The 26185-nt window shown below is 55.2% G+C and carries 24 protein-coding genes and 1 pseudogene; 8 read left to right on the top strand and 17 right to left on the bottom strand.

The features are described 5' to 3' along the window. Positions 1-53: 53 nt before the first annotated feature. Positions 54-926, bottom strand: coding sequence for a Ku protein (locus tag HDC30_RS00925; protein ID WP_027612716.1), 873 nt, complete (start codon positions 924-926; stop codon positions 54-56). A gap of 189 nt (positions 927-1115) precedes the next feature. Here HDC30_RS00925 and HDC30_RS00920 point away from each other — a divergent pair, with 189 nt between their 5' ends. Both HDC30_RS00920 and HDC30_RS00915 read left to right on the top strand, forming a co-directional pair. Next, on the top strand, positions 1116-1457 hold the full coding sequence (locus HDC30_RS00920; RefSeq protein WP_027612717.1) for a hypothetical protein: 342 nt from the start codon (positions 1116-1118) through the stop codon (positions 1455-1457). 52 nt (positions 1458-1509) lie between these two features. Continuing rightward, the gene (locus HDC30_RS00915) at positions 1510-2655 is read left to right on the top strand and encodes a PQQ-dependent sugar dehydrogenase (protein ID WP_183780006.1); all 1146 of its coding nucleotides are present in this window, start codon (positions 1510-1512) and stop codon (positions 2653-2655) included. A gap of 130 nt (positions 2656-2785) precedes the next feature. Here the strand turns inward: HDC30_RS00915 and rimI are convergent, their stop codons facing one another. Then, a complete protein-coding gene (gene rimI / locus HDC30_RS00910; protein WP_183780004.1) occupies positions 2786-3904 on the bottom strand; it encodes a ribosomal protein S18-alanine N-acetyltransferase in 1119 nt (372 codons plus the stop codon). Positions 3905-3996: 92 nt separating this feature from the next. Here rimI and HDC30_RS00905 point away from each other — a divergent pair, with 92 nt between their 5' ends. Both HDC30_RS00905 and HDC30_RS00900 read left to right on the top strand, forming a co-directional pair. After that, the gene (locus HDC30_RS00905) at positions 3997-5571 is read left to right on the top strand and encodes a RimK family protein (RefSeq protein WP_096796561.1); all 1575 of its coding nucleotides are present in this window, start codon (positions 3997-3999) and stop codon (positions 5569-5571) included. 7 nt (positions 5572-5578) lie between these two features. Beyond that, positions 5579-6502, top strand: coding sequence for a magnesium transporter CorA family protein (locus tag HDC30_RS00900; protein ID WP_047597123.1), 924 nt, complete (start codon positions 5579-5581; stop codon positions 6500-6502). Positions 6503-6648: 146 nt separating this feature from the next. On the opposite strand, the gene HDC30_RS00895 is transcribed toward HDC30_RS00900, so the two are convergent. Further along, complete coding sequence (locus HDC30_RS00895; RefSeq protein WP_183780002.1) at positions 6649-6984, bottom strand: DUF2834 domain-containing protein; 336 nt, start codon at positions 6982-6984, stop codon at positions 6649-6651. A 251-nt stretch (positions 6985-7235) separates the two neighbouring features. On the opposite strand from HDC30_RS00895, the pseudogene ilvA reads away from it, so the two are divergent. Beyond that, positions 7236-8231 (top strand): annotated as a pseudogene (ilvA, locus tag HDC30_RS00890) (threonine ammonia-lyase, biosynthetic); the annotation flags it as partial. A 24-nt stretch (positions 8232-8255) separates the two neighbouring features. On the opposite strand, the gene HDC30_RS00885 reads toward ilvA, so the two are convergent. Continuing rightward, complete coding sequence (locus tag HDC30_RS00885) at positions 8256-8561, bottom strand: NIPSNAP family protein (RefSeq protein WP_003225174.1); 306 nt, start codon at positions 8559-8561, stop codon at positions 8256-8258. A 21-nt stretch (positions 8562-8582) separates the two neighbouring features. Next, the gene (gene eco, locus HDC30_RS00880) at positions 8583-9068 is read right to left on the bottom strand and encodes a serine protease inhibitor ecotin (protein ID WP_096796565.1); all 486 of its coding nucleotides are present in this window, start codon (positions 9066-9068) and stop codon (positions 8583-8585) included. Positions 9069-9438: 370 nt separating this feature from the next. On the opposite strand from eco, the gene HDC30_RS00875 reads away from it, so the two are divergent. Further along, positions 9439-9708 (top strand): DUF1652 domain-containing protein, encoded by a 270-nt coding sequence (locus HDC30_RS00875; RefSeq protein WP_047597127.1) that lies wholly within the window; start codon positions 9439-9441, stop codon positions 9706-9708. On the opposite strand, the gene HDC30_RS00870 is transcribed toward HDC30_RS00875, so the two are convergent. Beyond that, positions 9705-10103 (bottom strand): hypothetical protein, encoded by a 399-nt coding sequence (locus HDC30_RS00870; protein WP_183779998.1) that lies wholly within the window; start codon positions 10101-10103, stop codon positions 9705-9707. The two genes, HDC30_RS00875 and HDC30_RS00870, sit on opposite strands and share 4 nt — an antisense overlap. A gap of 90 nt (positions 10104-10193) precedes the next feature. Further along, positions 10194-10463 (bottom strand): DUF2790 domain-containing protein, encoded by a 270-nt coding sequence (locus HDC30_RS00865; protein WP_047294637.1) that lies wholly within the window; start codon positions 10461-10463, stop codon positions 10194-10196. A 484-nt stretch (positions 10464-10947) separates the two neighbouring features. On the opposite strand from HDC30_RS00865, the gene HDC30_RS00860 reads away from it, so the two are divergent. Further along, positions 10948-11244: a hypothetical protein gene (locus HDC30_RS00860; protein ID WP_047597132.1), complete on the top strand. Its 297-nt coding sequence runs from the start codon at positions 10948-10950 to the stop codon at positions 11242-11244. A 103-nt stretch (positions 11245-11347) separates the two neighbouring features. On the opposite strand, the gene HDC30_RS00855 is transcribed toward HDC30_RS00860, so the two are convergent. The 8 genes from HDC30_RS00855 to HDC30_RS00820 all read right to left on the bottom strand — a co-directional run bounded on the left by HDC30_RS00855 (position 11348) and on the right by HDC30_RS00820 (position 22759). Further along, positions 11348-12340 (bottom strand): tetratricopeptide repeat protein, encoded by a 993-nt coding sequence (locus HDC30_RS00855; protein WP_260319856.1) that lies wholly within the window; start codon positions 12338-12340, stop codon positions 11348-11350. A gap of 140 nt (positions 12341-12480) precedes the next feature. Further along, on the bottom strand, positions 12481-13509 hold the full coding sequence (locus tag HDC30_RS00850) for a tetratricopeptide repeat protein (RefSeq protein WP_260319855.1): 1029 nt from the start codon (positions 13507-13509) through the stop codon (positions 12481-12483). Continuing rightward, on the bottom strand, positions 13455-14423 hold the full coding sequence (locus HDC30_RS00845) for a tetratricopeptide repeat protein (protein ID WP_183779996.1): 969 nt from the start codon (positions 14421-14423) through the stop codon (positions 13455-13457). The genes HDC30_RS00850 and HDC30_RS00845 overlap by 55 nt, the downstream gene beginning before the upstream one ends. A 5-nt stretch (positions 14424-14428) precedes the next feature. Then, positions 14429-15415 carry a tetratricopeptide repeat protein gene (locus HDC30_RS00840; RefSeq protein WP_247267404.1) on the bottom strand — a complete coding sequence of 329 codons (987 nt, stop codon included), beginning with the start codon at positions 15413-15415 and terminating at the stop codon, positions 14429-14431. A gap of 116 nt (positions 15416-15531) precedes the next feature. Then, positions 15532-16506 carry a tetratricopeptide repeat protein gene (locus HDC30_RS00835; protein ID WP_183779994.1) on the bottom strand — a complete coding sequence of 325 codons (975 nt, stop codon included), beginning with the start codon at positions 16504-16506 and terminating at the stop codon, positions 15532-15534. A 14-nt stretch (positions 16507-16520) separates the two neighbouring features. Beyond that, positions 16521-19817, bottom strand: a complete 3297-nt coding sequence (locus HDC30_RS00830) for a hypothetical protein (protein WP_260319854.1) — start codon at positions 19815-19817, stop codon at positions 16521-16523. A 33-nt stretch (positions 19818-19850) separates the two neighbouring features. Further along, on the bottom strand, positions 19851-20714 hold the full coding sequence (locus tag HDC30_RS00825; protein WP_183779988.1) for a DUF4123 domain-containing protein: 864 nt from the start codon (positions 20712-20714) through the stop codon (positions 19851-19853). After that, complete coding sequence (locus HDC30_RS00820) at positions 20705-22759, bottom strand: type VI secretion system tip protein VgrG (protein ID WP_183779985.1); 2055 nt, start codon at positions 22757-22759, stop codon at positions 20705-20707. The genes HDC30_RS00825 and HDC30_RS00820 overlap by 10 nt, the downstream gene beginning before the upstream one ends. Before the next feature lie 374 nt (positions 22760-23133). Between HDC30_RS00820 and HDC30_RS00815 the strand changes: the two genes are divergently transcribed. Next, a complete protein-coding gene (locus HDC30_RS00815; RefSeq protein WP_096796571.1) occupies positions 23134-24435 on the top strand; it encodes an OprD family porin in 1302 nt (433 codons plus the stop codon). 142 nt (positions 24436-24577) lie between these two features. Here HDC30_RS00815 and HDC30_RS00810 read toward each other — a convergent pair whose 3' ends face one another. Next, entirely contained in the window at positions 24578-25195 is a 618-nt protein-coding gene (locus tag HDC30_RS00810) for a hypothetical protein (protein ID WP_371260334.1), read from the bottom strand. Between the two features lie 46 nt (positions 25196-25241). After that, positions 25242-26180 carry a carbohydrate kinase gene (locus tag HDC30_RS00805; RefSeq protein WP_183779982.1) on the bottom strand — a complete coding sequence of 313 codons (939 nt, stop codon included), beginning with the start codon at positions 26178-26180 and terminating at the stop codon, positions 25242-25244. Positions 26181-26185: the final 5 nt, after the last annotated feature.

Below are 26185 nucleotides of genomic sequence, written 5' to 3'. Positions count from 1 at the left end.
CGATGAGTCTCTCAAAGCCAACCTGTCAGCTTCCTGACAGGAACCGCATCTGATTACTCCCCCGAGGCCTTTTTGGTCTTTCTCGCCGGGGCTGCCTTACTGGCAGGCTTTTCTTTTGCCTTCGCTTTGGCCGGCGCTTTACCGCCCAGGCTGCGTTTAAGCAACTCGGTCAAGTCGATAACATCCGCAGACTTGCGCTCCTCCTCGCCACCCACGGTCTCGACATCCTCGATCTTGCCTTCGTGGGCCTTTTTCTCAACCAGGGCCATGATCTTGTCTTCAAACTCGTCCTTGTAGTCCTCCGGGCTCCAGTCGCCGCTCATGTCCTGCACAAGACGTTTAGCCATGTCCAGCTCGCCCTTGGCCAGTTGCGGCTTGGTCACCTCGCTGCCCAGTTCCAGTTCGTCGAGGCCGCGCACCTCTTGCGGCCAGCGCAGTTTGACCAGCACCAGCGCCGATTCCAGCGGCATCAGTGCTGCCAGATATTGCCGAGTGTGCAGGACGACGCGGGCGAGGGCGACCTTGTTGGTTTTGCTCAATGTTTCACGCAGCAGGGCGTAGACCTTGCCGCCGCGCTTGTCAGGTGCGAGATAGTAGGGTGTGTCGATGTTCTGCAGCGGGATCTGCTCGGCATCGACGAAGGAGAAAATGTCGATGGTCTGCGTCGACACCGGGTGCGCCGAGCGGATCTCTTCCTCGCTGAGCACCACGTAGCGACCTTTTTCATAGGCCACACCTTTGACGATGTGCTCCTTGGTGACTTCCTTGCCGGTGACCTTGTTCACCCGTTTGTAGCCCACCGGATCCATGCTGCGGCTGTCGAGCCAGTCAAAGTCCACGCCGTGCGAAGAGGTTGCCGACACCAGCGCGACAGGGATGTGTACCAGTCCGAAACTGATCGCGCCTTTCCAGATTGCCCGAGCCATGGTGAGTTCTCCAAGTGATGATCAGGTGACCTGTGGCGCAGTGCGAAAGTTTCCGGCATTTGCGTGGCGCGCGGCGTTGCCGGTCAAGCCGTGTTACATCTTGTTTAAGGGCGACGGGTTAACAAATCCGAACCCGGGGCGTAGCGTGGACTCGAAGGCTCTATCACCTGTGCACCGCGAGGCCACTCCATGAACCGAATACTGCCAGGCATTATCGTTCTGCTCCTTGGGGCCGGTCTGGCGCATGCCGACGTCGCGGCACCGTCCGCGCCGCTGTTGCTGGCGCAAAGTCCCACCGGCACCAACAACAATCCCTACAACAGCCCGATCCGCCGGGCCAATCCCAACAGCATGCAGGGCACGCAGCCCAGCGCGCCGGCGATTCGCGGGCCGAATACAGTGCCGGTACCCAGTACGCCTACCGTTGGCAACGGTGGGATTGGCAATGGTCAGCAGCAGCGTTCGGTACCGAGTACGCCGCCCAGATTCATCCCCAACCCACCGCCACGCGATGGAGACAGCAACCGTTGAACGGCGGGACTGCGTTCCTGTCAGCCTTTGAAATGAACAAAAGGAATCGTGCATGTTGCGTAAAACCCTTCTAGCCACGCTGTGCGCCGGCGCGCTGATCAGCGCTCCAGCTTTCGCCGCTGCTCCACAAGAGTTGCAAAGCGAGCAGGGCACCCTTGAAGTCACCACGATTACTCAAGGCCTTCAGCACCCTTGGGCGCTGGCGTTTCTGCCGGATCGTCAGGGGATGCTGGTGACCGAGCGTCCGGGCAACCTGCGGGTGATTACACCCGACGGCAAGCGTTCCGAGCCCATCAGTGCCGTGCCGAAGGTCTGGGCCAAGGGCCAGGGCGGTTTGCTCGACGTGGTGCTGTCGCCGGACTTCAAACAGGATCGTCTGGTCTATCTGTCCTACGCCGAGGGCGGTGGTGCCGGGGACAAGGCCGGTACGGCGGTGGGGCGTGGGCGGCTGTCGGATGACCTGAAGACGATCAGCGATTTCAAGGTGATCTTCCGTCAGGAGCCGAAACTCTCGACCGGCAACCACTTCGGCTCACGACTGGTGTTCGACCGCGACGGTTATCTGTTCATCACCCTGGGCGAAAACAACGACCGACCGACCGCGCAGGATCTCGACAAGCTGCAGGGCAAGGTCGTGCGGATCTTCCCCGACGGCAAGGTGCCGGATGACAACCCGTTCGTGGGCCAATCCGGTGTGCGTCCGGAAATCTGGTCGTACGGCCAGCGCAACCCGCAGGGCGCGGCGCTCAATCCGTGGAATGGCACTATCTGGGAAAACGAACACGGCCCCCGTGGCGGCGATGAGGTGAACATCATTGAGCGCGGCAAGAACTACGGTTGGCCGCTGGCGACTCACGGCATCAACTATTCGCTGCAACCGATCCCGGAAGCCAAGGGCAAGAGTGTCGAGGGTGCGGTTGATCCGCACCATGTCTGGGAGAAGTCCCCCGGTGTCAGCGGGATGGCGTTCTATGACGCTGACCGCTTCAAGCCTTGGCAGCAGAACCTGTTCATCGGCGCTCTGGTCAGTCAGGAGCTCATTCGCTTGCAGTTTGACGGGGACAAGGTGGTGCACGAGGAACGGCTGCTGGGTGAGCTGAAACAGCGGATTCGTGATGTACGGCAGGGGCCGGATGGCTATCTGTATGTGCTGACAGATGAGCAGGACGGTGCGCTGTACAAGGTCGGCCTGAAATAACTTCACTTCCAATTTTCACTGACGTCCTGTGGCGAGGGAGCTTGCTCCCGCTGGGTTGCGCAGCGGCCCCAAGCTCTTGTGAGCGCTACGCACTCATGCGGGAGCAAGCTCCCTCGCCACAAAAAAGTCTCTAGAGCGTAACGATAGTTGGCGTATTGCAGGCATACAAAACCACCGCCGCGCGCAATTTGCCACGCCCAAACCGGCTCATCTTCTCAAACTCGCCATGGCTGACCGGCACATGCTGGCAGTCCATCGGCTGACGATGCTGGCTGTGATCGACATCCGGATCGTGCAGATACACAAAGTCTTCATCGCAATCGGTGACCACCACCCAGTGCGGTGACTTGGAACGGGTCAGGCGATAGCTGCTGATCAGCACCAGAGGCTGTCCGCCAGCCTGTAACAACTTCGGCAAATCCAGGTGGGTGCCAATCTGCCGATCGATGTCGGTTTCGTGCATTTGCGCAGTGAACTCCTCGTGCACCAGGCGCATGACGTCTTTTTTATGCTCATCGCGCACGCCATCGAGGAACAATGGTCCGGCCATACTCAGCTGCAAACGCACCTTAAAACCCCGTCGCCAGGCCGCCAGTGCCAAGCCCTGGGGGCTGCAGCCACCATGGCCGGAGGTCATGAACACCGTGGTCGCTTCACGCCAGATCTGCAATTCCTCACGCCGCTCCAGCAAGCGCTCAGGTTGCAGCGCGCCCATGGCCATCAGCAGGCAAGCCGGGCCACAGGTAAATTCAGTGGTTTGCGGGTAATAGGGCACCTTGATGTTGCGCGAATCACGATGCTGAACAATGCGCTTTTCCAGACGCAACGCATCGGCGTGGTCTTCGTAGTAATCGTGAATCAACGCAAAGCGTCGGTAGCCGTTGCGCTCGTAAAGCGCGATGGCGGTGGGGTTGTCGATACGCACTTCAAGGCGCAGGTACGCGCAGTCATGCTCCACGGCGCAGGCCTCGATACGTTGCAGCAACTGCTTGCCCAAACCGCTGCCGCGAGCTTCGCCGGCAATGGCGATCGAATACAGGCGCGCCAGCGAGGTGCCGCGATGAAACAGCACCAGGGCGTAGCCGAGCAATCGACCGTCGATCTCGGCGACCATTAGCTGCGCATGGGCGCGGGTGATCATCCATTGAAAGCTGCGGCTGGTGAGCCGGTCGGTGGTGAAACATTGCATTTCCAGGGCCAGCAGCGCTGGCAGATCTTCAACTACCGCCAAACGAAAAACAGCATTCATATGACCACCGTAAAAGTTGCGTAACGAAACGGGACTTTCGAAAAACTTCGTGCTTAATAGAAATGGTCTTGTTCTCCAACGGATCAATCTCTATGTCAGCGGTACAGGGTCATTGGCGCGAAGTATCCGAGCAAAGTTTGCCGGCGGCAACTTTTTTAAATCCAGCCATCAGAACTTCCAGTCAAGTGTTGATTATCGTCGAACGCAAGGAAGACTGGGCCTCGTACTTTCCCAGCGAGGACATCGTCACGGCTCAGGAATATCTTGAGCAAACCCGTGACAGCGAGCCGGGCAAGCGGGTGCAGGTGATCAATCTGTGCCGCAGCTACAAGTACCTGGGCCACGGTTACTACTGCTCGCTGTTGGCTGAAGCCCGTGGTCACAAGGTGATTCCATCGGTGCGCACCATCAGCGAGCTGACGAAAAAATCGCTTTACGGTCTGGCACTGGACGATCTCGATAAAACCCTGGAAAAGGCCCTCAGTCATCATCTGTACAGCGATACCGAAGGTTTTACTCTGACACTTTACTTCGGCAAGACGCATATCGAGCCGCTGCAGGATCTGGCTCGACAGTTATTCGAAGTGTTTCCTTGTCCGATCCTGTTAGTTGAGTTTCGTCGAACTAACGGTTGGCACATCGAAGGCATAAAGTCCGGCGCGCTGCACAAGTTGCGTGATGACCAGGAAGATCAGTTCGCCAATGCGCTGGACGGCTTCAGCCGTAAAGTCTGGCGGGCGCCACGCTCGCCACAAGTGGCGCGTTACGACCTGGCGATCCTGCACGATCCGCAGGAAGCCTTGCCGCCATCCAACGCCAAGGCGCTGGAAAACTTCGTGCGAGTCGGCAAACGCATGGGCATCGACGTCGAACTGATCGAGCGCAGGGATTATGCGCGGATCGCCGAGTACGACGGCTTGCTGATCCGCGAGACCACCAGCGTCGACAACCACACCTATCGCTTTGCAAAAAAAGCCGAAAGCGAAGGACTGGTGGTCATGGATGATCCGACGTCGATCCTGCGCTGCACCAACAAGGTGTATCTGACCGACCTGCTCAACAGCCACCAACTGGGCATGCCCGCCACCGAAATTCTCTACAAGGAACGACCGGAAGACTTCGAGCGGGTCGGCGAACGCCTCGGTTTTCCGCTGGTGCTGAAGATCCCCGACGGCTGTTTTTCTCGCGGAGTGATCAAGGTCGAAAGCCAGCAGGCATTGCTCGAAGCCACCGCCGAACTGTTCGAGCACTCGGTGTTGCTGCTGGCTCAGGAGTTTTTCTATACCGAGTACGACTGGCGCATCGGCGTGCTCAACCGTAAACCGATCTTCGCCTGCCAATACTTCATGTCCAAGGGCCATTGGCAAATCTACAACCACAAAGCCAAGGGACAGGACATCAACGGCGAGTGTCGCACCCTGGCCGTGCACGAGGCGCCGCGAGCGGTGGTAGAACTGGCGGTCAAGACCGCCAACCTGATCGGCGATGGCCTCTACGGCGTGGACCTGAAACAGGCCGGCGACAAAGTGGTAGTAATCGAGGTCAACGACAACCCCAACCTCGATGCCGGTATCGAAGACGCCTACTTGCAGGACGATCTGTATTCACTGGTGCTGGAAGAGTTCGTGCGACGGCTGGAGCTCAAACGTCGCGGCCAGGCCTGGTGACGCGCCGATGATCAGCAGTTTCGCATTGAGTCATGGCGCGCTTCAGCGGGTCGAGCGGCTGGACGCCGAGGTGATGCTGTTCAGCAATCCCGATGCTGCCGAGCGCGATTTGCTGCACAGCCACTACAAGGTCGACGAACACGCGCTGGCCTCGGCGCTGGATCCGGACGAAGTCTCGCGAATCGAGTTTCACCCTGATCATTTGTTCCTGATCTGGAAACGCCCGGAAAACTATTCCGGCGGTGGCAGCCTGGCGTTTGAAGTGTCGTCCTGTGGCCTGCTGTTTGCGCCCGGCCAATTGTTGGTGATCGCCACCGACGACACGCCGCTGCACGGCATCGGCACACGCCAACCGCTCAATGCACCGCTGGATGTGTTGCTCGATCTGCTGTTCAACAACATCCACCATTACCTTGGCCACCTCAAGGTGATCAAACTGGTTGCGCGCGAGCTGCAACAGAAGTTCAACGCCTCAATGCAGAACCAGCATCTAGTGCAGATGTTTAATCTCAGCGAAAGCCTGATCTATTACATCAATGCCCTGCACAGCAACGGCGCGGTGCTGACGCGGCTGCGCAATCACGCGGAAAAGCAGCATTTCGGCAGTGAGGCGATCGGGCTGATCGACGACTTGATCATCGAAAACAACCAGTGCTACAAGCAGGCGGAGATCTACTCCACGGTGTTCTCGGGGCTGATCGATGCGCGCGGCAACTTGATGAATAACAGCATGAACAACCTGCTGCGCAAGCTGACGTTGATCAACGTAGTGTTTCTGCCGTTGAACCTGATCGCCAGCATTGGCGGGATGTCCGAGTTCAGCATGATGACGGCGGGTACGCCGTGGTGGATTTCGTATCCGGTGTTTCTGCTGGTGATGTTGCTGGGGGCGGGGGGGATGTTGTTTGGGTTGCGGCGGTTGGCCAAGTGATTGATGGGGCTTGAGCTGACGCATTCGCGAGCAAGCCCGCTCCCACAGTGAATCGCGGGCTGGCACGGGATCTGTGCCTGACACAAATCCCTTGTGGGAGCGGGCTTGCTCGCGAAAGCTATTTCAGCAGCACCGTAGGCTCAAGATCAGCTCGCCGGATCTGCCACCGTCACTTTCCTGCGCTCCCGAACCCCACACACCACCAGATACAACAACGGCCCAATCGACACAAACACCGCCGTCAGCAACAGATACGGCACCACCGACCAGACCGACATCCCTCGCGAGCGGGCGTCCTTGACCATCCATACCCCGGCCAGCGTCGCCAGCAGATACAGATCAATCACCACCTGCGCCGTGTCCGGACGCGACATCAGGCTGATACCGAAGTCGATCAACGACTGTTCGGCCTGGAGCATCACCGATACGGTGTAGCCAGTAAACGCAATCAACGCAGTGAGGGGCAGGGCGACAGACATCATGCATTCCTTCCTTGGGTGATGAGCAGAATCGCCAGCCTACCTTCGCATCCGCAAATAAGCCATTGACTCGCTGGCCGCCGCCGGGCTAATTTCAGGCCTATGACTTCCACCGTATTGCGCTGCCAGCCAAGCATTATTACCGCCATTCCTCATTTGGCGGGCTAGCTCACGACTGCAGCACCCAACCCGCCCTAGAGGCGGGTTTTTATTTTCTGTCTCCGGGGTTCTGATCAAAACGTCAGGAGACGACCATGCCGCACAGCCCCGACCAACAAACCCTGCTTGAGCAGTACGTGAAAAGGATCCTCGCCGCGCCGGTCTACGACATTGCTGTGCGCACGCCGTTGCAAGCTGCGCCGGCGCTGTCCGAGGCGCTGGGCAACCGGGTCCTGCTCAAGCGCGAAGACCTGCAACCGACGTTCTCCTTCAAGATCCGTGGCGCCTACAACAAGCTGGTGCAATTGAGCGATGCGCAGAAAGCACGCGGGGTGATCACCGCTTCGGCGGGCAATCATGCCCAAGGCGTGGCGCTGGCAGCGCGGGAGCTGGGGATCGCGGCGACCATCGTCATGCCCTCAACCACGCCCGAACTCAAGGTGTTTGGGGTGCGAAGTCGGGGCGCCGAGGCGCTGCTGCACGGCGAGAGTTTTCCGTTTGCCCTGGCCCATGCGCTGCAACTCGCCGAGCAGACCGGGCGCACCTTTGTCTCTCCATTCGACGACCCGGACGTGATCGCCGGCCAAGGCACGGTGGCCATGGAAATCCTCCGTCAGCATCAGGGGCCGCTGGATGCGATCTTCGTTCCGGTCGGTGGGGGCGGGCTGATCGCCGGCATCGCGGCGTACGTCAAATACCTGCGACCGGAGGTACGGATCATCGGTGTCGAATCGGAGCATTCGGCCTGCCTGAAGGCGGCGCTGCAAGCGGATGCGCGCGTTGTGTTGCCCAGTGTCGGAACGTTCGCCGATGGCGTGGCGGTGGCGCAGATCGGCGCTTATGGTTTTGAGGTGTGCCGGTTTTGTGTGGACGAAGTGATCACCGCCAGCAATGACGAGCTGTGCGCGGCGATCAAGAATATCTACGACGATACCCGCTCGATCACCGAGCCTTCCGGGGCATTGGCGGTGGCCGGCATCAAGCAATACGTGGCGCGCAGCGGTGTTCGCGGGCAAACCTTCGTCGCGATCGACTCCGGCGCGAATATCAACTTCGACAGCCTGCGCCATGTCGCCGAGCGCGCCGCGATGTGCGGCGTCCCGGCGTGATACCGCTCAGGGCAGCAATGGGCGCAGGAAACTGCGCTCGTAGCTGACGATGAATTTCTTCTGCACCAGTGATTCCACCAGCGCCGTGCTTTCCGGGTCGGTCAGCGCGATGTGCCGGTAGCTTTCGTAATCGGCCAGCGAGGGAAAGCTGAACAGGCAATAAGCGATGTTGCTCGCGCCCTCGGAGGGCAGGAAATAGCCGTGATGCGTGCCGCCCAAGCGCTCGACGATGCCCAGCCAGGCCTTGGCGTAGGCCTCGAATTCGGTCAGTTGGTACGGATCGATCACGTATCGCACATGGCAGGTAATCACGTTTGGCGCTCCCTGTTCAGGTCATTCCGCAATAGCAGTGCCGACCTTGTCCGAAGCCGACCAGATGCGATAGCGCACCTCTACATCTTTCGGGGCGTAGATCACCAGTGGCAGCTTGCTGTTGTAGCGCAGCATGAAGCCGTCACCGACAACCGGGACAAAGGCGCGTTTCTTCGCGGTGCCGGGTGGGCAGGCCATCAGGGTGCTCATCGGGCCGATGACTTTTTCCAGTCGGTAGAACGGGTAGCCCCAGCCTTCGAGGTTTTTCTCGTCCAGAGCGCCGCCCAGGCGCTGGCGATTGCAGTCGACTTCCAGGGTTTTGCCGGCGAGCACTTCAACCTGGAAGTTCTCCTCCTGATCCTGTTTGGGCAGGTAGATGACTTGGCGGGTGAAGCCGTTTTCCGCCTTGGGATACGGCGCGACGTCTTCGAGTTTGGCCGCGTGGGCGAGGGTAGACAGGCCGGCAACGAGCAGACCGATTGTCGCGCGAGCGCGTAAAGAACCCATGAAAGCCTCCTGGCGGGTGTAGGGTGGATGTCGGGCATTCTCACTGTCATCAGCGATGAATGCAAACCGGCGTCGACTTGCAAATTGCAGTGCTCAGGAGGGTCGATCTTGCATTTTGCAACTGGCCAACTGCTGGCCACCGCGCCAAGTGCTTGATTTCATGAGGGTCGAAATGACCCGATGAAAGGCACGTTTTATGCGTCGCTTTGGTGCAGTGCACCGGCTTCGGGCGCCTACACTCCAATGGGCATTTCGCAGTACAACCGTTTGCCGCACCAGGGAATCAGCGGGGACACACCCGTGCAGGGGCAGCAAAAGTGGTCAACGTGAAGAGTTGATTGGCAGTTTCATCAATAAGGAGAGGTTCATCATGTTTCTGTCTGCCTTGGAACTACGCAATATCATTGAAAGCAGTTTTCTGCCTAAACGCTGCCAGTGCACGCTGTCGCCAGACCTGTCGATGACCGTCAAGGTATTCGGCGATCACCAGACTGACCAGGTTGATTTGCACGTCAGCGGTATCGATGCCAGCCATCTCAATGGCTGTCGCGAGATCAACGATCTGATTGCCGGCCTGCGCTCGGATCTGGCGCAACAAACCACACCACAGCATTACAGTCCTCGCTCCAGAGCGCTTTAACTCACCGTTTCACCCAGTTCGACCGTCACGCGCCGGGCCTGCACAAAGCCTAGGCCCAGCGCGAACTCGACCAGCACCGCGAGCAGAATCCCGGGGCCGGCGTGGCCGTTCAGCCATTCGCCAAAACCCAGTACCGCCAGACCAAAACAACCGACGATAAACCCGTTACTCAGGGCATTGCGCCCCAGCGACGGCGGCGCGCTGCGCACCAGATAAAACATCACCCCCAACGCCGCAAACAGCACCGCACTGCGCCGTGCAACAAAACCGGCAGCGCTCGAATACTCAATGCTCCAGATCGCCAGCAACAGCTGCGGGAAAAAGCCCCAGGCCAGCGCCAGCACTAAACACAACAAAGATGTGATGATCGACAACGTGCGAAACGACAACTGCATGGCGAGTCCTTGCGGCAGTGAGAAGTGACCCCGAGCATAACCCGCGAGCCTTTCACCGCCTACCGCAAAGCCGCAAATCAGAGCCTTCTGTCAGTTCTGGAAGTTACAGGCGTCAGACATTTTCCGATAGGTGATTTCCGCCGGCTTGCCTGCATTGTCGATGTACTTCATGTCAGCGGTGATGACCTTGCACTGCTGCGTCTGTGGCTCTGTCAGCGAGATCACTTTGTTCACATGCAACGGCATGCCGTACTGGTAAGGAACGGGCTGGGTAGCAGCGTTGGTATCATTGGCCTGAGCCAGCCCGGCGAATGCGCTGCAGGCGAGGGCGGAGGTGAGCAATAGCGTGCGAATGTTCATGAATCGGACTCCCGTACGACGGAATGAGCGTTCGGCGCCATACGGCCGAACCTGCCGCACTCGGCGTCAGCCAGGAGCTGAGGTGTGCGGTTCAGTACAGTCTTGGACTGCGGCGTTAAGCGATGGTTAACCTGGCTGAACGCCGGCTGTCTGGCAGAGGGATGATTTCTCGGGGATGCGGTGCCGATTCCTACAAGGGGTGATGCCTTGTCTGCTTTCGGCGCTTGGAGCGGGGCGGTTATGGTTTGGCGTCGCTGCAAAATCAGCGGCTCGGGTTTGGTCACCTGAAAATACTCACACATGTGTGCCATCATTCGCACCGCGGACATCTATGTCTTCGTAGTGCATTGCTGTGGCGGCTGTGTGCAGGACGCCTTCGGGCGAGCTGATTGGGTATTCAGTTGACCAAACTTGCATACAGTCCGCCTCCCATCGTTTGGTCACGGTGTCGGCGGGTTACCTTACCCAGCAAGAGATAACTCTGATGCCGATATTAAATCCGTTACCCAATCGTTATCACCCTCTAAACAGCGGCGTCACCGACAGCGCGCCAATGGTCATCGACACCCAGGCCAACCCCCAAGACATCCTCGAGTCCGCCGTCCAGCGCATCCGCGCCTGCAGCGACCTGCTCGAAACCCTGCACTGCATGTGCTTCCGCCATGGCGATGTTCAGGACATTCCACACATTACCCATGCGCTGTACCTGCTGGCGCAGGACGGCAATGATTTGCTGCAGGTGGCACAGCAGCAGATGCTGGATTGGAAGGCGCCGGTTTGATGCCTTGAATGAGAACGGGAGTAGGATCGCGTTGGACGAATCTCACGCTATCTACTCCTCCCGTTTGTATGATTCTCGTGCCCTTGTATTCGTATAAAACAAGCTAACGGCTTAGCTTGTCAGGGAAGAAGGACAGGGGAGGGTGGATGGATATCCATTTTTTTGATTGCTCTTTAGCTTCTAATATTTGCGAAGGGGTCAACTTGGAAGCAATGAGGGGAAGCTTGTATTTAACATTTTCCTGCATTCCGCCCCCGCCATCCAAGCTACTTAGAGAAAAAATAAGCGAGTATCCCTTTACAGGATCATACGGAAATCCATAGGTGTCGGGCTCGTGAGCCAAGTATGAACCGTATCCATATACGGACTCTGCGTAGCCTGATACTGCGGCTTGCTCATTCCAATGTCGGAAGCCTTCAATATCTCCTTTCTCAAAAAGAAGAGCAGCCAACTCCATCATTGATCTAGGGTTGCCGCCTTCAGCTGAAAGTTTGTACCATTTTTCAACTGCCTCACTTCGCTTCCATGGTAGCAAAAATCCCTCACCTTGCTTAAGTGAAGTGGCAAGCCAGTATTGTGCAAGAGCATTTCCTGAAGTTGCAGATTGTTCTAGCCAAATATCATCTAGAGTGATTTCATACATTATGTACATCGCTTCTGCGTCGCCAGAATTTGCTTTTTGTTGGGCTAATTGTTTTGCTTGGTTTAACCATTCTATTGCCGGCTTCTGCGAAGGAGAGCAGTCGTTAGAGATTTCGCACATGTCATGCTCAATACGGCCCAATTGGATCATGGCATAAAGGTCGTTCTGACCTGCTGACGCTTCATACCATTTCTTTGCTTCCTTATTCATGTAATGATTTTTCTTACGAAGAGCCTCGCCTAAATAATATTGAGCTTCGTGGTCGCCCGCTTCTGCAGCGGTTGTTAAGAATGGGATTGCTGAGGTAGCTTTGTATTGATTGTATAGATTTATGCCTTGTTGTTTTGCGGAGTTTTGGTTTGGCGTTATCTGGGTGTTTGCGTGACAGCCAAGTGGCAGCAGTAATAATAAAGTGAAAATTATTCTGGTTGTCATGAGTATTTTGCGTGACATTTTATTTTGCTCCTTCAGATTCCCGGGTCGGAACTGTATGGGTTGCTAAAAGGAGGTAATAAAAAAGGATTGTAAGTTGGCAGAAAATGCGGGTAGCCTACAATCCATAAATATTTCGACAAGTCTATAAATAATCTAAGTTAATTGCCAAGCTTGTCTGGAAAAAAAGAAAGTGGTGGATGAGTGGCTTTCCAGTCTTTTGCCACTTCTAGTGACTTTTCAGTTTGTTCTGATGTCATTTTTTCGCGTATTTCCTCACTTTTTCTCTCAACATATCTTCCGATTCCGCCACTGTCCTCAAGCTCCTTAAGAAGCGTGAATAGCGCATAACCTTTGACCAAGTCTAGTGGGTAGCCTATTTTGTCTGGTGTATGCGCTATGTAGGCGCCGTAATTGCTTATGGCGGCTTGATCGCCAGTCGCTGCTGCAGTTTCAAGCCAGTGGCGCATGCCTACGACATCTCCTTCTTCGAATAAAATTTGTAGATAATCCATCATTGCTTTTGGGTGTCCGCCCTCAGAAGAAAGTAGTAGCCATTTTTTGATAGAGGCCTCGCGTTTTCCAGGAATCAAGAAAAAACCTTCACCTTGGCGTTCGCTTACAGCCATCCAATATTGTGCAGTCGGATATCCCGCATTTGCGGATTTCTCTAGCCACTCACGATTAAGAGTGATCTCATACATCAGATACAGGGATTCAGGATCACCTTTTTGTGCTTTTGGCAAAACTAGCTCATTAGCTAGTTCAAACCATTCTGCTTGTGTTTTTTTTGATGGTGAGCAGTCGCGTATTTCTTGGCAGGGTTCACTTTTGAATCGTCCCAGTTGGATTATTGCATATACATTGTTATTTTCTGCTGCGGACTCATACCAGTGAAGTGCCTCTGGAGTCATGTAGCCATTACGTTTTCGAATAGCCTCACCCAAGTAATATTGCGAGGTTGTATTTCCAGATTTTGCTTCTTTTTCTAATGCGGGAAAAGCTGCGTCGATTTTTAGTTGGTTATATAGAACTACGCCCGGCGAGACTACTTGTTCTTGCTGTTTTAATGGGGTGGCTTTACAGATGGTGAAAAGTGAAGCAGCTAATAGAAATGTTAACGCTTTCATCAAAATCAGCGACTTAGTTTGTCTGGAAAAAACGAAAGTGGCGGATGGGATTTCTTCCATTGAATGGCAAAGTCTTCCGCTTCTTTTATTTGCTGAGAGGTCATTTTTTCTGCGATTTCCGGAAGAACTTCCTCGACGTAGACCTGCACGTTGCCCCCGCCATCAAGATCTTTTAAAAGCGAAGTGATAGCGTAACCTTTAACCAAGTCTAGTTCGAAGCCAAATCGTTCGGGAGCATGCGCTAAATAAGCACCGTAACTGCTCACGCCGCTTTTGTATCCTTTCTCAGCCGCTACTTTTATCCAATGCCGAGCAACTTTAAGATCACCTTCATTCTCATAAAGGTAAGCGGCATACTCCATCATGGCTCGAGGATTTCCTCCTTCTGCGGATGCTTTAAACCAATTTCCCACTGCCTCCTTACGTTTCCAGGGAAGTAAGAAGCCCTCACCTTGCTTGTCACCAATTGCCATCCAGAATTGTGCATCTGGATTGCCGGCATTTGCAGACTTTTCTAACCAATCACGATTCAATGTAATTTCATACATTACGTACATGGCCTCCGCGTCACCTTTTTCTGCCAAAGGTTCCGCAAGCGCACGAGCATTTTTCAGCCAGTCGACAGGAGGTTTACCGGAATCAGGGCAATTACTCATTACTTTGCAAAGATCGTTGCCACTCCGCCCCAACTGAATCATGGCATATAAATTTTCTTGCGCAGCAGCGGCCTCATACCATTCTTTAGCTTCTGAAGTCATGTAGCGATTGCGCTTTCGAAGAGCCTCTCCTAAATAGTATTGTGATTCCGAGATTCCCGACTGTGCTTCTTTTTTTAGTTCAGCTATAGCAGAGTCTATTTTTAGCTGGTTGTATAAAGTTATTCCCTTGCTAAATCCGTTTTCTTGTGCTGCGACTGCGCACGTTTCGGTGAGCGCAGAAATAACTATCGCTAAGATCCGAAAATATACGCTCACTAAAATTAATATCCTAGCTTGTCAGGGTAGAACGAGAGAGGCGGGTGGTTGGCCTTCCACGTTTTTGCGAGGTCTTTCGCTATTTCTATTTGTGCTTTTGACATGTTTTTTTCTATATCGGGGAAGGTGTCATTGACGTCTCGTATTACATTGCCTCCGCCATTAAGTTCCAGCAGGTTTGACAGTAAAGCATGTGATTTTATCGGGTCGAATACGAAGCCGTATTTTGAGTTCTCTTCGCCTATGTAGGATGCATATCCAAATACACCTTCTACGAAGCTCGACTCAGCTGCTTTTTCGTTCCAGCTTCTGAACGAGGCTAAATCTTTTTTTTCGATCATGATCGCGGCTAACCCCATCATCGCAGGTGGGTAACCATTTTCCGCAGAGGCCTTCATCCATCGTTCGATAGCTTGGTTGCGCCTAGAGGGTAGTAAAAATGAACCACTTCCTTCCTGGTATTTAGTCGCCAGACGGAACTGTGCAAATGCGAATCCGTTCTCTGCTGATTTCTCCAACCAGTCATCGTTCCCTGTCATTTCATATAACAGGTACATTGATTCGCTATCTCCCTGCGTTGATCGTTGAGTTGCAAGGCTTTTAGCTTTGATTACCCAACTGCTAGGAGATTCTTCACCCGGTGGACAGTTTTTCATGGTTGAACACAAGTCGTCTCCAATTCTCCCGAGGCGAATCATAGAGTAGATATTCCCCTTTCTTGCGGAACTTTCATATGCTTTTTTAGCTTCCGGAGTCATGAAGCGGTTGTTTTTTCTTAATGCCTCACCCAGATAATAAAGTGCTTCATCATCACCGCCTTCGGCCGCTATTTTGAGTGGTTCGATTGCAGAAATAGCCTTGTATTGATTGTAAAGTTCAATACCTTTTTTTTTGGCTTCTTCTTGCTGCTGGGTGAGAGCGGCATTCGCAGTGTTGCAGAGCAATATGAAGAAAATACAAAGAGAGGTGTTGAATAATTTTATAAATTTCAATTTGGTTTGCTCGCTGGAGCTGAGTATCTTGCTGACGATTTTGGTATGTAGCTGTTTTCGTGCTTACACAGTATTTTTCTAAAATGCGTTCCTTTGGCGCAATAAAGACTTTTTTGTCAAAATCCATATTTTCCGGGATAAAAGGATAGAGGTGGATGTGTGCTTTTCCACTGCTGAGCGAATACCTTGGCTTCTATTAGCTGCTCAGCACTCATTTTTTCAGCAATTTCCGGCAGAACTTCATCTACGTAAGGCTGTATGTTTCCACCGCCATCGAGTTCCTTCAGTAACGATGTCAGTGCGTAGCCTTTTACTAGGTCAAGCGGGAAGTCATATAAAGAAGGGGCATGAGCAAGATAAGCTCCGTAGCTACTAACGCCAGACTCATACCCCGTTTTTGCCGCCTCTTCTATCCAATGTCGGGCTACCCCGATATCGCCGCCGTTTTCATAAAGAAATGCGGAGTATTCAAGCATTCCTGCGGGAAAACCATTTTCAGCTGATGCTTTTAACCAACGTCCGACTTCTTCCGTTCGTTTCCAAGGCAGAAAAAATTTTTCACCTTCTTTGTAGCGATTTGCCAAAAGCCACTGCCCTCTGGCGAAGTTAGCTGTTGCGGATTTTTCCAGCCACTCTAATTTCCCAGAAGACAGATATTTAATATACATCGCCTCACCGTCACCATCGTCTGACTTTCGTACGGTCTCTTTATTTAATAATTCTAACCAGTCGGCGCGTTTTTTCGAGCCTTGAGGACAATTATTCATGACCTCGCATAAGTCATTGTTTGATGTCGCAAGTCTTAACATTGCGTACAAATCGCCTTGCAAAGCAGCAGATTCATACCATTTTTGAGCCTCGGAAGTAATGTATTGTTTTTGCTGTCGAAGTTCTTCCGCTAAATAATATTGCGCCTCGGCGTCTCCTGCTTCTGCAGCAATTTTTAATTCTGCGGCTGCGGGTTTGTATTGGTTATAAAGTACCAATCCTCTCTCTTTTGCCTCTTTTTGTGATGAAGAAAGATCGGCATGCACTTGGCTGCATAATGTCAGGGTAAATAATCCTGCGCACAATATGGATTTGATTGACATAAGTAATCTTCTCTTTAATTCTTTGGGCCAACATAAGTAGCTTGACCGCTCGGCAGGAATGTATTGCCATAATATTTTATTCGCTTGCAATATCCATCCAGGCGTGCGCCAAGCACCTCAACGTGCTTTTTGTATCGACTGCGCATTCTGTCATTATCTACTCTAACTAGTCTTAGGACGGCTTCAGACATGAAGTTATCAATTCCTAGTCTATTTTCACAATAAGTTTGCTCAGGGTCGCTGGCGTCTTTTGTCCCAAAGCGATTCATGCTCATGCACGCCTCTTCAAATTGTGCTTGTGCAAGGGGGATTGTTCCCTGTGTTTCAGCTTGGCGAACAATCAGTCCAAGTATGCGCTCAATAGCTTGCTGTTGGATTAAGTGGCATTGGGCTTTTGAGTATTCCTTTTCCGCAGGTTTAATATCAGTCTCCTGCATCCCATACTCTCTAATCTTAAATGAGCTGGCCTCAGAGGTTAGTGTCATGAGCATTGGGCCAAGCGCACCAGGGGTTGCTGCTAATATCCATTGTTCAAGCTCAGTTTGATTGCGATAGTTCATGATCGTATGTGCAATCGTCGCCCCTCTGCCACCGCCAGTTAACGCCTCGTATAAGGACATCACCATGTCCACGCCTTGCATATAAAACATCGCAACTTCCATGCCTGCAGCGCCAAGGAAGTTAAGCTTGTCTATGTAATCAGCTGCATCATCGGTTACAAAAATTAGCGTTTTATCCTGGTTTTTGTGGATTTCTCGACGCACGAGATTAATCAGGTCAGTAACCCCGTCATAACCGACTTCGAACTGGAATTCGCCTCCCGCTCCCGCACCGACAATTAGTGATGCCTTGAACCGCATAATGAAGCGGCCTTCGTGCAAAGAAATGCCGATGTCTGCATTCGTGCCTAGCCCGTATGCGGCGGTAAAACCAGCAGTAAGTTTGGCAAGACTGGACCATTGGCTGGCCTTTGTGCTGTTGACACTGTTACCCATTCCGGGTGTTGGCGCGGTGCGCAGGGCTGCTATTTCTTTCGGTGGTGCCCAGTTCAAAGCGCCGGTCAGCAGGATCCCTGCTTGCACTCCCGCGAAGAGGTTAAATTTAGCTTTGGCGCCGTCCTCTACTCGAATTTTGGCGGCATTGCCTTCCAGCACCGGTTCGCTTCTCGCAGTTCCAGCGGTTGAATTTGTCGCTTCTGGACGTTCTGCGTCGGTGATTTCCGGAAGGTTAAGGCCGCCTTGTACGTTTGCACGTCCCAACTGAACGCTGGAGGAAAGAAGGAGAGTGGCACCCGTGTATCCCCACGCTCTGGCGCCCAGGTGGATGGAGAACCGACCGAGATTCAGGTTTTTGCGATTTTTGTCGTAGTCGAGGTAAGGAATCAGGATGTCTTTGGCCTGATCTCTGCCCGGAAGATCCATTTTCATCAGTTCGACTTCGCCACGTGCGAGGTCAATGGCCAGGCTTGCTTCAGCCTTGGCGGAAGCTTTGAAGTTATCCGCGACACTGAATGTCGGGCCGTTTATTTTAGCGCCAGTGTGGATTGATGACTGCGGCGGTGTGAGGCAACGCACGAGTTGCGCTTGGGGGCTATTGTCGAACAGGCGCAACGAGCTTCTGACTTCTTCTTTGAAGAGCAACTGACGAAGACGAAGTCCCCAGTCCTTGCGGGCTCCTGCATCCTCAAAGGTTTCGACCTTGTAGTTTTTCGACTTCAGGTAAGAATGGAACAGCTCTACATCAAACCAGCCTTTCTCATCAAACCAGTCACTCTGCTGATCTTTGATGGCTAGTGCACCTTCCGCTCGCAGCCACTCATGGAAAGGATTGTCGTCAGTGTCCGATGTTGCTTTTCCGTTGCTGTTTCCCGGAAGTTTCTTCAAGTCCTTGCTTGCTTTGGCGCCGATTTCACTCGCGTCCTTTTTCAGTACCTTTGTGATGCCCTCCAGATTGAGCAGACTCAGGTGTTTAACGGGACTGTTGGGACTATTGAAAAGTGCAACTTCGCGCAAAGGAAATTCTGCTTTGACCAAGCGCTCTTCCGGTTTTGGTTGAAACTGCTCTGGTTCCCACAGGAGATGTCGTAATGGCAGGGCTGCAGCAACCGCCGCTTCAGCGTCTTCGCGGAGTTTAAGGCGATCTTGTTGGATGCGCTGCCACTCTGCTTGCTCCGCTTCCACGATTCCTGTGGGGGGCGCGACGTTTTGGCCGCTGGCGTCAATCCAGGCTTTATATTTCGTGCGGATCTGCTCGGTGAGCTTGATCTGTTGCTGCTCCATCTCGAGATATGCTTTGAACTTCTCGACACCTGCGCTGATGTCACCCGTCTCAGGAATGAGCGCAAACTCCGGTAGGGCCAATCCGTAGTCGGCAACTTTCAAAATCGCATCGATATAAGCAGAGAAGTCTTTTTCGACTTTTTTGCGCTCGTTAGCGACTTCCTTTAAATAACCACACATCCGGGCTTTGCCATCGATTACGCAGTTTGTGGCGTCCAGATAAGCCTTTTTGTCTTTCTGAAAGTCTGCCTCCTTCAGAGTCGTCAACTTGCCACTCTTCGTGAGCGCAGCGCGGGCTTTCAAGTAAGTCTGCACGCGATTTCTTGCTTCGATCGCCCCCGGGGAAAACAGGTTGCCGCTCTCGTAGGTGTAGCCAGCAATTTTTGCCTGTGCAACTGCAATCGCTTTCAGCTTCTTCCATTCGTTGTAGAGGCGCTGCAGTTTCTGGCCGTCAGAGTTGGCTTCAAGCAGGCTCGCTTGCTGTTGATTGGCAAGCTCCCGATTGCGAGCGTATTCGCTTTGGTCTGGCAGTTTGTCCAAAGCAGCGGAGTTCCGGGCCTCTCGGCTGACAGCCTTCAATCGCATAGCCATGGTGGGCTGCGCGATATCGGGTTCCTGAGCCTCGATTTCGAGCATTCGGCTTTTTTGCTCGCCTTGCAGGAAATTACTCAGTTTGGGCTCCAGAAAGTACTCTAGAAGCCCTGCGGTGTTCATTCCCTTGAGTCGTTCTTCCGGAGACTTGCTGGCGCTGATGTGTTGCTCGAGTTCATTCATCGCCTCTTTGATCGAGCTGGCCGCTCGCTTAGGCAACAGGTAGAACATTTTTTCCTTGGTGGCGTAAATCACTTCGCCATATTCCGTCGAGCAGGCCGCCTTCACTTCGTCGAACGCGTTAGAGCAACTGTCAGGCGCCTCAGGCTGGGGATCAAGTTCCAAAGCAGGCTTGCTTTCGACCGGTACCGCTGAAGTCGACGCGTTCGCACGTGGTCCGTTGAGATCTACCTCGGGTGCTTCTGAAATTTCAGTTTCCATTTCGCTTCCATTCATTCTTTACGGACGGGGTCATCAAGCAACGCTGTTAGTGAGTTGCTGCAACTGTTGCACTTTGATGAACGACTCTTCCTTGGATTGCAGGATGGCCATTGCCTGTGGCTGCGTTTCGAGCAGCGGGCCGTTAGTGACGTGGCCCAGTTTCAGTAAATGACGACCTTCGTAAATGTTGTGGGCAACCAGCACGCTGAGGTTTTCCACGAGGTTGGGCAGTTGTTCGTCGGTAGGTTCACCGTAGGCAGCGTATTGCTCGTCTGCCCAATAAACCCATCCCAAATGCTCCTGAACCTTTGGCGCTGAGGGTGGCAGGTTGAACGCTGAAACGTCGCCCAGCCATTCAAGTTCCGAAAGGGCACGCCAACTGAGCCAGCGACCGCGATTGCGCCCGAAGTGGAGCGGTGCGGGGCTGTATACGTGTTGCCAAGGGCCGAAGAGCTGATGTGAATGTTCAGCGGTGGTGTAGGCCAGTGCGGCCCACAGGCTTGGCTTGTGATAACTCAACAGGCTTTGACCGCCGGAGCCATCGTTGGCACGCAGGAGCCAGCGGGCGTGTGCAAGTGCTTTGACTGGATCTGCTGTGGTGAGGGCGATGCCGGCAAAGTTCTCTTCGCAGAGACCTGCCGCTTCTGCAGCGAGGCGACTGCCCCACGGTGCGACTAGCCAGAGAGGGCCGTCAGCGGCGATTTCGGCGAAGTCGGTGTTGAGGAACAGGCCTTGAGTGTCGACGGGTTCGCCGACCCGGTAGAGGCGGCTCATGGCTTCTGGCTGACGGACGCGATCAATGATGAAACACAGGCTCAGGTCGGAGCTTTCTTTCGGCAAACCCTCGAAGGCGTAGCGCGGCGCTTCGAGGAGGGCGCTCAGTGCTTTTACATGCATGTGCAATCCTTACGGCTGCAAGCGCCGTTGCTTTGTTTGCCGCACAACGGCGTGATACCGGACTCGTTGAGGCGTTTGGGCAGCGGGATGAGGACTTTGCCCGCCTTATCCGCATCCGCCACCTTCATCGGCCCTGGCAGCAACGGCGCGGCCGGCGTACCTACACCCGGTGCACCGCCGGTATTGACCTTCACCTCGGCGCCGCTGATGGTCACGCCACCGGCGTCGACCTTGACGAAGCTGCCGCCCGCTTTGGCGGTCAGTTCCATTACGCCTTCGACGACGACTTTCTGGCCGGCGTAGTAATGGATTTCGCTGCCGGCTTCGACGAATTGCGCTGTGCCTACTTTGAGGTGCTGGGTGACTGCGACGGTCAGGTGATCATCTGCGCGCATTTCACTGACACGATTCAAATGGGTGATGCGGTGCTCTTCGACTTTGAATTCGCTGTAGGTGTTGGCCTCAACCGTGTCATGCCGCTCATTGCCCACGCGGATCTTCTGGTCGTGCTCGATGTTCTCGTCCCAATCCCGCTGCGCATGGATGTAGATCTGCTCCACACCCTTTTTGTCTTCAATCCGAAACTCGTTGTAGCCCTTGCCGCCCGGGGAGCTGAGGGTTTTGAAGGTGCTGCGGGTCTTGTTTGCCGGCAGGTCGTAGGGGACGACGTTTTCCTTGTGGTACAGGCAGCCGGTGACGAGTGGCTGGTCGGGGTCGCCTTCGAGGAAGGTGACGAGGACTTCCATGCCGATGCGCGGGATGGCGATGCCGCCGTAGGCGGCGCCGGCCCAGCCGCTGGCGACGCGCAGCCAGCAGGTGGTTTTGTCGTCGGACTGGCCGTCGCGGTCCCAGTGGAACTGGACTTTGATGCGGCCGTACTGGTCGCAGTGGATCTCTTCGCCGGCCGGGCCGGTGACGATGGCGGTCTGGCTGCCGAGGACTTTGGGTTTCGGGTGTTCGAGGGCAGGGCGGTAGTGCGCATCCCACGGGGTGGCGAGGAAGCTGTTGCGGTAGCCCTGGTGGAAATCGCTTTTGTTGTCGGTGACGTCGCTGGTGACGTTTTCACCGAGCACTTGCGGTTGTTTGCCTTCGTGGAAGACTTCCAGCAGCAGCCACAAGTCGTTCCATTCAGCGCGCGGGTGTTCGGCCAGGGTCAGGAAGTGGCCGCTGGTCAGGGTCGGTTCGTCACCTTTGCCTTCGGCGAGTTTGTAGTCGCTGCGATGACGTTCGAGGGCGCGGGTCGAGAGGAATTTGCCGCGCTCGCGAGTGGTGAAACGACCGGGGTAATCGTAGTCCTCAAGGTCCGGGGCGAACTCGGATTTGACTGCACCTTCGGGCAGGATCTTCGGTTTTTCGAAGTCGTAATCGCGGCGGCTGACGCGGGTGGTGCGGGTTTCCAGGCGCAGGTTGAAGCGCTTGATCACCGGTTTGTCGGCGCTCATGCCGGAGTCTTGCTGGTAGCTCACGGCCTTGAGTTTGCGGAACACCGTCTGATCGTCGCCGAACACCAGTTTGTGCCCGCTGCTGCTGTGCTGGAAGTGGAAGTGAATGCCTTCCTCTTCGCACAGGCGCTGGATGAAATGCAGGTCGGACTCGTCGTACTGCACGCAGTAATCGCGCTGCGGATACTCGGCGTTGAGCTGGAAGCTGTAGGCGTCGGCCAGAATGCCGCGATCTTCCAGCACCTGGGCGATGATCTTCGGCACCGTGAGGTTCTGGAAAATCTGCTGGTCATGGTTGTGCCGCAGATAGGCCAGTTGCGGCACCAGGCTGATGCTGTAGCGGGTCATGGTCTTGCCGGAATCGCCTTGCTCGATGCGGTACACCAGACCGTGGATCTGGCCTTCGCCGGTGGCGCCGAAGGTCAGGACGCCGGGCTTGTGCAGCAGCTCTTCGAGTTTCAGGTCGGGGCGGGCGCTGACCAGTTCGAGGTCGAAACGGAAAGGCTCGTTGAGGGCTTCGCGACCGGTGAAGCTGAGCACTTGCAGGTCGGCGGAGGCGCCTTCGAGGGTAAGGGTAATGTGGGTAGCGTTGGCGTCCAGCATGCCTTGAATTCCGTCCATTGAATAAGCAGGTGACGGATGATGGAGGATTAAACCGCCTCGTTCAAGGCGCAAATGCCGTAGAGAGGGGTCCCGCGCTGTATAGGGAAAACCCCTATGACGGCGTTTAAACCCAATGAAACCGGGGGCTTCGCAGTCGTGAGCCCTTGGTCAGCGCATGATTTGAGCCAATCGCAGGCCGAAGAATCGCCAGTCAGTTTCAGACTAAAGTCGCCTTCAGCCCGTCAAAGCCATCTGCCATCATTGTAACTCACCCCTGCGTGTCCACTTCTTCCCGGCTGTTTTTGACCCGGGACGGGAGCTATTTTTCTGGCTGACTGCGCCCCGGCGCAAACGCTGTACTGTTGGAGTTTTTCATGCGTCCCCCATTCCCTCTCATCACCCCGCGCCAGTCGTTTGGCTTCGGAGCCGTTGTGCTGTGCGCCGGTTTTGCCGCGCAGGTTCAGGCCAGCGGTTTTCTCGAAGACACCACGGCGAAAATCGAATCGCGCACGGTGTATTTCAACCGCGATTTCCGTGATGGGCATACCTCCAGTGACCAGGGCGCTTCCAAGCGTGAAGAGTCGGCGCAAGGCTTTATTCTCAATCTGCAATCGGGTTACACCGAGGGTACGGTCGGCTTCGGTATCGATGCGCTGGGCATGCTCGGGTTTCAGCTCGATTCCAGCCCCGATCGCAGCAACAGCGGCTTGTTGCCGTCCAGCGGCGAGAACCCGCGCGGCTCGAAGGGTCAGTACGCAAAAATGGGCCTGACCGCCAAGGTCAAGGTCTCGGACACGGTGTTGAAGTACGGCGCACTGCTGCCGGATCTGCCGCTGCTCAAGTACAACGACGGCCGCTTGCTGCCGACCATGTTCAACGGTGCGATGCTGACCTCTAAAGAAGTGAAGGATCTGACCTTCATGGCTGCGCGTCTGGACAAGTACACCGCGCGCGACTCCACCGATTCGCAAGACATCCGCGTGCACTGCAAGAACAAGCGCTACGCCTGCAACACCACCGCCGATCATTTCGACATGTACGGCTTCGACTACAAGATCAACGATCGCCTGACCGCGCAGTATCACTACGCCGAGCTGGAAGACATCTATCGCCAGCACTTCATTGGTTTGCTCGGCAACCAACCGCTGGGTGACGGTGTGCTGAAGGCCGATCTGCGTTTGCTGAAAAGCGCCGACAGCGGAGATGCCAAAGCCGGCTCCATCGACAACCGCGCCTTGAGCGGCATGCTCTCGTACGGCATCAGCGGCCACACCTTCAGCGCCGGCTGGCAGCGCATGAACGGCGACAACTCGATGCCGTACCTCGATGGCAGCAATCCGTATCTGGTCAACTACGTGCAGGTCAACGACTTCGCCGCGGCGCAGGAGCGTTCCTGGCAGTTGCGTTACGACTATGACTTCAAGGCCATCGGCATCAACGGTTTGAGCTTCCTGACCCGCTATGTCAACGGTGATCACATCAAGGTCCCGGGCAGTGATCAGGAGGGCAAAGAGTGGGAACGCGACAGCGAGTTGAAATACGTGATCCAGACGGGCACGTTCAAGGATGTCAGCCTGCGCCTGCGCAATGCGACTTACCGCACCAACTATGAAAAGTTTGCGCGGGATGTGGATGAGACCCGGTTGATTGTGAGTTACAACTTTTCGGTGTTGTAACCCTGAGAACTATGGCGCCTGGATGACCGCTATCGCGAGCAGGCTCACTCCTACAAAGGAATTTTGGTCGCCGCGGATAGCGTGTTCGCCATCGATCCCTTGTAGGAGTGAGCCTGCTCGCGATTGGGCCTGATAGTCATCCCTACAACCAATGCCAGAACCGGCTCCAGAAGCCGCGATTCAGATCCTCTTTGCACCCGGCATACTGCCGCGCATACACGTCGGAGCGCGCCTGCACCTTGCGCGCAGTCGGCATCAGCCAGGCCTTGCTGGCGTAGGTCTTGTTGCGGAAACCGCCCCAGCCTTCGTGGTAGTTCAGGTACTGGTTGTAGGCGTCGTACTTGTACACGCCGTTGATCGAAGTGGTCTTGTCCATGTACCAGCCGACGAAATCGATGGCGTCATCGAAGTCTTCGCGGTCGGCCCAGTTGCGCCCGGTACTCTTCTGGTAGTCGGCCCAGACTTCATCTTTGGCCTGGGCATAGCCGGCGGCTGTCGATACCCGGCCCCACGGAATCACCCACAACAGGTATTTACGCGGCGTCTTGGCGTCGTAGCGGTAGCCGGACTCCTGATACATGATCGCGAAGGGCACCTGGATCGGTACGCCCCAGCGCTTTTGCGTGACTTGCGCCGCGTCGTACCAGTCGCTCTTCTCGCGGAAGATCTCGCAGATGTCTTCCGGCGAACGCGGCGGCGAGGTGCCGCAGCCGCTGAGTAGTCCCGCCAGTATCAAAAGTCCCGCCGTCCGCCCCGACATCAAACCGTCATCCCCATGCGCGCAAAAAGGCCGACAGTCTACGCGCTCAGCTCAACTGGTGACGATAGGGCAAATCCGGACCGGTCTTGCTGCACGTAAGGGCGGCCGCCTGTACGGCAAACCTGAGCATCGCGTCGATCTGCTCGCGGCTGAGTTGTTGAACCCCTTCGACCGAATCCAGTTCCTGCTCGGTCAACCAGGTAATCAGCGCCGCTTGAAAGGTATCGCCGGCGCCGACGGTATCCGCGATCTTCACCGAGCACGCTGGCACCGACCACGAACCGTGGGCGCGGCTGAATACGGTGGCGCCTTCGCCGCCACGGGTGAGGAACACCAACTGGCAGCGATGCTGCAGCCAGCCTTCGATCACGCGTTTTGGGTCCTGCTCGGGATACAACAGGCTGAGGTCTTCGTCGCTGACCTTGATCATGTCGGCCAGTTGCACCAGGGTCGCCACGCGCTCGCGCCACAGGTCGATGTTCGGTTCCGGGTTGAGGCGCACGTTGGGGTCGAGGGTGATCAGGCGCTTGCCGCTTTCGCGCTGCACCAGGGTCAGCAGGGTGTCGGCGATCGGTTGCACCACCAGCGAGAACGAGCCGATGTGCAGACCACGGACTTCAGCGCCCAGTTGCGGCAGATGGGCGAGGCTTAATTGGCGATCAGCACAGCCCTCGCCGCGAAAACTGTAATGCGGCGAACCGTTGGCGCCGACCGCGACCATCGCCAGCGTGGTTGGCGCGGCGAAGTCGATCAGGTAGTCCGCACGCACACCTTCATCCTGCAGCACCTGCTGCAGACGTCGGCCCAGATAGTCGGTGGACAACCCGGCAAACAGCGCCGAATCCACACCCAAACGGCGCAAGCCGACCGCGACGTTGAACGGCGAGCCACCGGCAATCGCCTTGAAATTGACTTTCGAGGCCAGACCGCTGGCATCATCTTCGCTGAAGAAATCGAACAGGGCTTCGCCACACACCAAATACATAATTG

This window comes from Pseudomonas sp. JAI115, assembly GCF_014200835.1.
Classification (GTDB): Bacteria; Pseudomonadota; Gammaproteobacteria; order Pseudomonadales; family Pseudomonadaceae; genus Aquipseudomonas; species Aquipseudomonas putida_A.
The sequence above is the reverse complement of the archived record's forward strand: the minus strand, read 5'-3'. Positions and strand labels throughout refer to the sequence as shown.